This window comes from Butyrivibrio sp. INlla16, from assembly GCF_900104155.1.
Classification (GTDB): Bacteria; Bacillota; Clostridia; order Lachnospirales; family Lachnospiraceae; genus Butyrivibrio.
This window is the reverse complement of record NZ_FMYB01000106.1, coordinates 1-5,043: the sequence shown is the minus strand read 5'-3', so window position 1 is coordinate 5,043 and position 5,043 is coordinate 1. Positions and strand designations below refer to the sequence as shown.

The window sequence follows — 5,043 nt, the reverse complement described above, 5'->3', positions numbered from 1 at the left end:
CAGTCATTCATGAGTTCTACACCTTGAAATGTAAAACCAAAAAGAAGAACGTTGCTATAGGTGCTGTAATGCACAAAGTGTGTAATATCATCTTTGCTATGCTTCGGGATAACAAACCCTATGAGATGATTACTCCTGAAGAACACAGAAAGCAGTTTGATCTACTCAACCGCACTACAAAAGCTGCCTAATATCTAATTTGTCATTTTCAATGTGCTATAAATGAATTAGCTTTATTAAGGTTACCCAAAATGCAGGTAATGACTAATTTCTAACATTTTCAATTTACTCCTTGACATTTCTTAGCTGGACTTATTTCCACTTTTTTAAAAACTACAAGACACTCCTTCTGGCATGAAGTATCCTATCACCTATATCCATTGCATTCTCAAATCCCATGGAAGACAGTTCGCTTGCTGACTCATGGATGGAATTCTCGAATCCATTAAGGACATCCTCGAAAACGCTCATGGAAATCTTTTCTCCAATACCTACTTGTGAAGCCATTTTCTTGAAGTCGTCCTTCCCTATTTCATCAAGGACCCTCTTGCCTCCAATATTGAAAGACATCTCTCTGGTAGCAGCTTCGTATATAGCTGTACTTATCATATCATATGCCGGAGAAAGCCTCTTCTCTCCAAGATCATAGCTATACAGTAATGAGAAATTCTTGATATGAGCGTCAGTATTCCCAAGGACATAATCAAAAATAATCCTGCGCCATAACTTCAGCTGATCTTCCAACGGATTCCCTGAATGCTTCCTGATGACTTCAAACATTCTTACCACATAGTTCTCATCATTTTTTTCGTATTTATCTGCTGCCGCGATGCCCAATGCCTGTGCAAAATCTTCCTGATGAAGTCTGAAAGGTCGTCTTAGTCCGCTGATGATCTCTGACTTTTCATTTATGACTCTGTCATATCTTCTCGTAGCAAAAAGAACCTCTGAATCAATTCCCTTCCCCATGTTGATAATAAAGCTCTCCGGGATATCGATTCCACACTTCTTGGCAGCCATCATGGACAACTGCTCATTGGTCACAATCCCATCAAGCCGGATATGGCTCTGCTTGACAATATGCGTACTTGGCGAGATTCCACTCGGCAGATACCACTTATCATTTTCTCCATCATAATAAAGACCAACCTTACCCGAAGCACCGGTCAATGATAGATGAGTCTTGATAACAAGCTCCGATGATTTGGTCGCTCCTTCTGCAGCCAGCTGCCTTACTTGATCTGAAGATATCGCATCATAACCGGTTTTATATACATCACCGGCTTCTCCAATCCTGATGGCCCCCAGACATTCTTTCCCCAGATAATACAAAATTGATAAATAATCCCTTTCATCAAAATGCATATTACTGGCAATAGTTTTTCTCATGAATCCTTCCGGAAGAAGTCCGTCAAAAAACACCCGCGTTTGCTCCGCAGAAAATGGATCTTTCCGAACGGGTAATGAAACCGATATCGCTTTTGGATTATTCTGAGACAGGTAGTCTTCGTCATATTGAAACCTAGCGTCATCAAATGAGTCCCCTTCGATATATCCGACTACCACCTGTCTACCCTGTATTTCCAAAATAACGTCGTATTTTCTCATTTGTTGCCCCTTGAATTTATCACAATATCCAATCCAAGCATATTCGCCAGGAAAATTGCCTTTCCAAGTTCAGCCGTGCTCTTTCCATTCTCCAGATCAGAAATGAAACTGATGCTAAAGCCCGTAAATTCTGAAATATAGCGTTGTGTATATCCCAGCTCTTTCCTGCGCTTTTTCAAAGCCTCTCCAAACATTTTAGTATCCGCTATGACCATATTTGCTCCTTTTAGCCGTTCGGCTTATTTCAGTCAAAAATGTCAAATAATAAGCCGTTCGGCTTTATCACGCTAAAAACAGTATAATATTAGCCGTTCGGCTTAGTCAAGCTCCGGCTTTATCGCAAACATATGACGACCTTATAAAGGATCTTTTTAACCTTTATGTAAACTATCACTCCGGTGATGGCTATTTTACGACAAGTGCGTACATTCCTTTAAGAAAAGTTGAATCACCTGCTGACCTTGAATACACGCTCAAGGGAACAAATTTTTAATCTGTACAATCGCATGCAAGAGCTTCAGTCCTCATTGGACTGGGGCTCTTTTTTTAATATTTTTTCTCCTCAAGTTTATAAACATTTTATATATTGTGGTTATAATCATTTAAAACCACTAGATGTTGTTTTTATAATCATTTATGGATTTATGGGAGGAAAAATTATGGGCCACAATAATTCTGCAAACAAAGCGTTCATTGGTAAAGCTTCACCCAAAATCGTAGACACGGTTCGCTTCAACAACCGTTATATAGACTTAGAGACAGTAAAAGAGAAAGCCACCGGCATAGCATCAGCAATAATGATCTTCGCGGGTATAGTAGCTTTCTCTTTTTTGTTCTTTATTTAACCTTCACACTCTTAGATTTACTCCACTTTGAGTAGATCTTTTCAGCGCCTGATTTTTTATAAGTACGAATTCTGACGTAGTATTTTTTATTGGTTTTAAGCTTCTTTATGGTTTTTGAAGTAGTCTTGGCTTTAACTATAGTTACAGCATTTACGTCCTTATTGAAATTCTTGTCTGTGGTGTACTGGATCTCATAGCCCTTAATGCCGGTCTGCTTTTTCCAGGCAATTGTGATTGATTTCTTGCCGGCGGTGAGCTTTGTAATTGATGTTCTCTTCTGCTTGCCGTCGATCTTCTCCGCCGCTTCTGCTTCTACCTGAGGTGTTGCAGGATTGGTAGCCTTCGCTGCCTGCTCAGAAGGTTTTGACTGATTAGCAGAATCGATAGGAACCGATGACTCGGCTGATACCGCATTTGGCGTAGTCGGCTTCACTTCCGGCTTGCCGGATTCAGAGCCATCACCCTGATTTCCTGATTCCGATCCGCCTTCATTGCCTGATTCGCCACCCTCTGAAGGATCCGGTTTCTTTTCTTCTTCCTTCCTCAGGTTGATATATCTGTCACTTGCTCCGCTCTTTTTTACTCCAAGCTTTTTATATACAGTCTCATTATCAGCCTTGCCGTCCTTGTTATTATCAAGTCCGAACTCGCCGGGAAGAGCTATCGCCTTACCTATAATCTTAGGCGCATCAAGTACTTTCAGCTTATCACATCTATTTAACATCTCTGTGCAATCTGTAACCTTTGATGTATTAAAACTGCTTATATTCAGGTTCTCGAGATTATAGCATCCCTCGAACATCCACTTCATATTGGTAACCTTCGAGGTATCAAAATTGCTAAGATCGAGTGATTTGAGATTCTTACAGCAATCAAAAGTCCTATACATCTCAGTAACATTTGAAGTTTTAAAGCTTGAAAGATCAAGTGACTCTAATCCATAACATCCTACAAACATCTGAGTGAAGTATTTCACCTTTGATGTATCAAAATTACTGAAATCCAATTTTTCAACTGCAGAGCACCAGAAAAACATGCTATGCATTGAAGTTACCTTTGATGTATTGAAATTACTGATATCTATCGTTTTTAACACATCACAGTGATTAAACATACTGGAAAGGTCTGTAGCCTTTGATGTATCAAAGTTGCTTACATCAAGGACCTCCAGCTTGTGACATAATCCAAACATATCGTTGAAGTTTGTTACCCTGGAAGTGCTTATTCTTCCATTAAATTCGATACTTTTTACTGCCGTATATCCATAGAACATATTTGCACTATCAGCATTTAAAAATATGGTATTTGCAGCAGAATAAATGTATACGGTTTTCTTTTCACTATCGTAATAGGCCATAACCGAATTATTTGCGGTACCAATATTCTTTGAAGGCAGCTTTTTATTTGGAGTGGATCCCTTGGCCATAAAAATGACATGCTCGATAGTCTCATCTTCATCTGTATAACTGGAAACCTTGTTGCTTACAAATTTTTTAAGTGCCTTATTAAAGTTATTCCCGGTAACTAAAGTTGCACTGGAGGCAGCTTCTGCCTTAATCTTGAAATTCCCGGATGAACATCCGAAGAAAAGAGCCACGCAAAGAAAAGCTGCGATGACCCATACCAACGATTTTCTGTTTCTTTCCATTTTGATTTCCCCTTAAAACTTCTTTCTTTTATCCTCAAACAGCCCCAAATACTGTTTACAGATCTGTCCCCTCGAAGGATGAATATAGCACAAATACTAATTACAATACAAGTGCTCTCTTCATGTTTACATATTCTCCTTAAATATAATATCAGGGCTTGCTAAAAAGCAAACCCTGATATTATCAAAACAATTATTTAACTTTCTTAACTCTGATCTGTACGGGAACAGCTTTATGGCCGGTGCTGCTAAATTTGATGTAATACTTCTTTCCTTTTTTAAGTTTTATCTTTTTAGAATTCTTCCAACCGTGTCCTGCGACTAAATAATTAGTAAAATCGCTATCATTCTTTGTCTTTGACTTGTAACCGTAACACCAAACAGAGCTACCTCCGTCAATCAATGCATTTACAACATAAAACGGCTCTTCAGGGGTAATGGTGGGTGAAAAATGCCATCATCCCCAGCATTTATGCTGATCATGCGCCTCGAGGTTTTCTGTTAGGAAGTGGAATCCTCAAATCCGAGCATACTAAGTAGACCATATCGAGCATGTTTTGGATATTGCGAAAACCATATGCCTTGCGGACGATCAGTTTGATTTTGTTATTAGTAGCCTCAATTCGTGCGTTGCTCATACCCAGCCGTATTGCATTGAGTATGTGCTCCCTGTGACGTTTGATCTTGAGGTATAGCTCCTTGAAAGCATCAATCCTGCTGTGACTTGCCCACCAGAGCCACCGCTTAAGAGCGGCTTCTGCTTCGTCAGTATCTTTGATTTTTAAGATGAGACGGAGCGTTTCCTTCATTCGGTAAGCTCGATACAGACGACTGTTATTCTCAGCAATCATGGCAACCCGGTTCTGTTGGTTCTCTGTCAGATTTTCGGGAGCCTTGCCGAGTGCATAAGCTGAGTTTTTGATTTCATCTGCTTTAGCCTTG

5 protein-coding genes and 1 pseudogene are annotated in these 5,043 nt (G+C 39.6%); 2 read left to right on the top strand and 4 right to left on the bottom strand.

The features are described from left to right. Positions 1-191 (top strand): annotated as a pseudogene (locus tag BLR42_RS21810) (IS110 family transposase); the annotation flags it as partial. 142 nt (positions 192-333) lie between these two features. On the opposite strand, the gene BLR42_RS21805 reads toward BLR42_RS21810, so the two are convergent. Both BLR42_RS21805 and BLR42_RS21800 read right to left on the bottom strand, forming a co-directional pair. Beyond that, positions 334-1,608: a HipA domain-containing protein gene (locus tag BLR42_RS21805; protein WP_091873744.1), complete on the bottom strand. Its 1,275-nt coding sequence runs from the start codon at positions 1,606-1,608 to the stop codon at positions 334-336. Further along, the gene (locus tag BLR42_RS21800) at positions 1,605-1,823 is read right to left on the bottom strand and encodes a helix-turn-helix domain-containing protein (protein ID WP_022763462.1); all 219 of its coding nucleotides are present in this window, start codon (positions 1,821-1,823) and stop codon (positions 1,605-1,607) included. The genes BLR42_RS21805 and BLR42_RS21800 overlap by 4 nt, the downstream gene beginning before the upstream one ends. 444 nt (positions 1,824-2,267) lie before the next feature. Between BLR42_RS21800 and BLR42_RS21795 the strand changes: the two genes are divergently transcribed. Then, positions 2,268-2,453 carry a hypothetical protein gene (locus BLR42_RS21795; protein ID WP_022763461.1) on the top strand — a complete coding sequence of 62 codons (186 nt, stop codon included), beginning with the start codon at positions 2,268-2,270 and terminating at the stop codon, positions 2,451-2,453. On the opposite strand, the gene BLR42_RS21790 is transcribed toward BLR42_RS21795, so the two are convergent. Together BLR42_RS21790 and BLR42_RS21780 are read right to left on the bottom strand one after the other, a co-directional pair. After that, positions 2,446-4,101: a BspA family leucine-rich repeat surface protein gene (locus BLR42_RS21790; protein WP_091873741.1), complete on the bottom strand. Its 1,656-nt coding sequence runs from the start codon at positions 4,099-4,101 to the stop codon at positions 2,446-2,448. The genes BLR42_RS21795 and BLR42_RS21790 overlap by 8 nt on opposite strands. A 479-nt stretch (positions 4,102-4,580) precedes the next feature. After that, the coding region (locus tag BLR42_RS21780; protein WP_139165248.1) for a transposase at positions 4,581-5,043 on the bottom strand (463 nt) is incomplete at its 5' end.

What these genes read in the sequence shown, in the direction of transcription:
- BLR42_RS21805 (WP_091873744.1), bottom strand. Translation starts at nt 1,608, where the DNA reads ATGAGAAAATACGACGTTATTTTGGAAATACAGGGTAGACAGGTGGTA.
- BLR42_RS21800 (WP_022763462.1), bottom strand. Translation starts at nt 1,823, where the DNA reads ATGGTCATAGCGGATACTAAAATGTTTGGAGAGGCTTTGAAAAAGCGC.
- BLR42_RS21795 (WP_022763461.1), top strand. Translation starts at nt 2,268, where the DNA reads ATGGGCCACAATAATTCTGCAAACAAAGCGTTCATTGGTAAAGCTTCA.
- BLR42_RS21790 (WP_091873741.1), bottom strand. Translation starts at nt 4,101, where the DNA reads ATGGAAAGAAACAGAAAATCGTTGGTATGGGTCATCGCAGCTTTTCTT.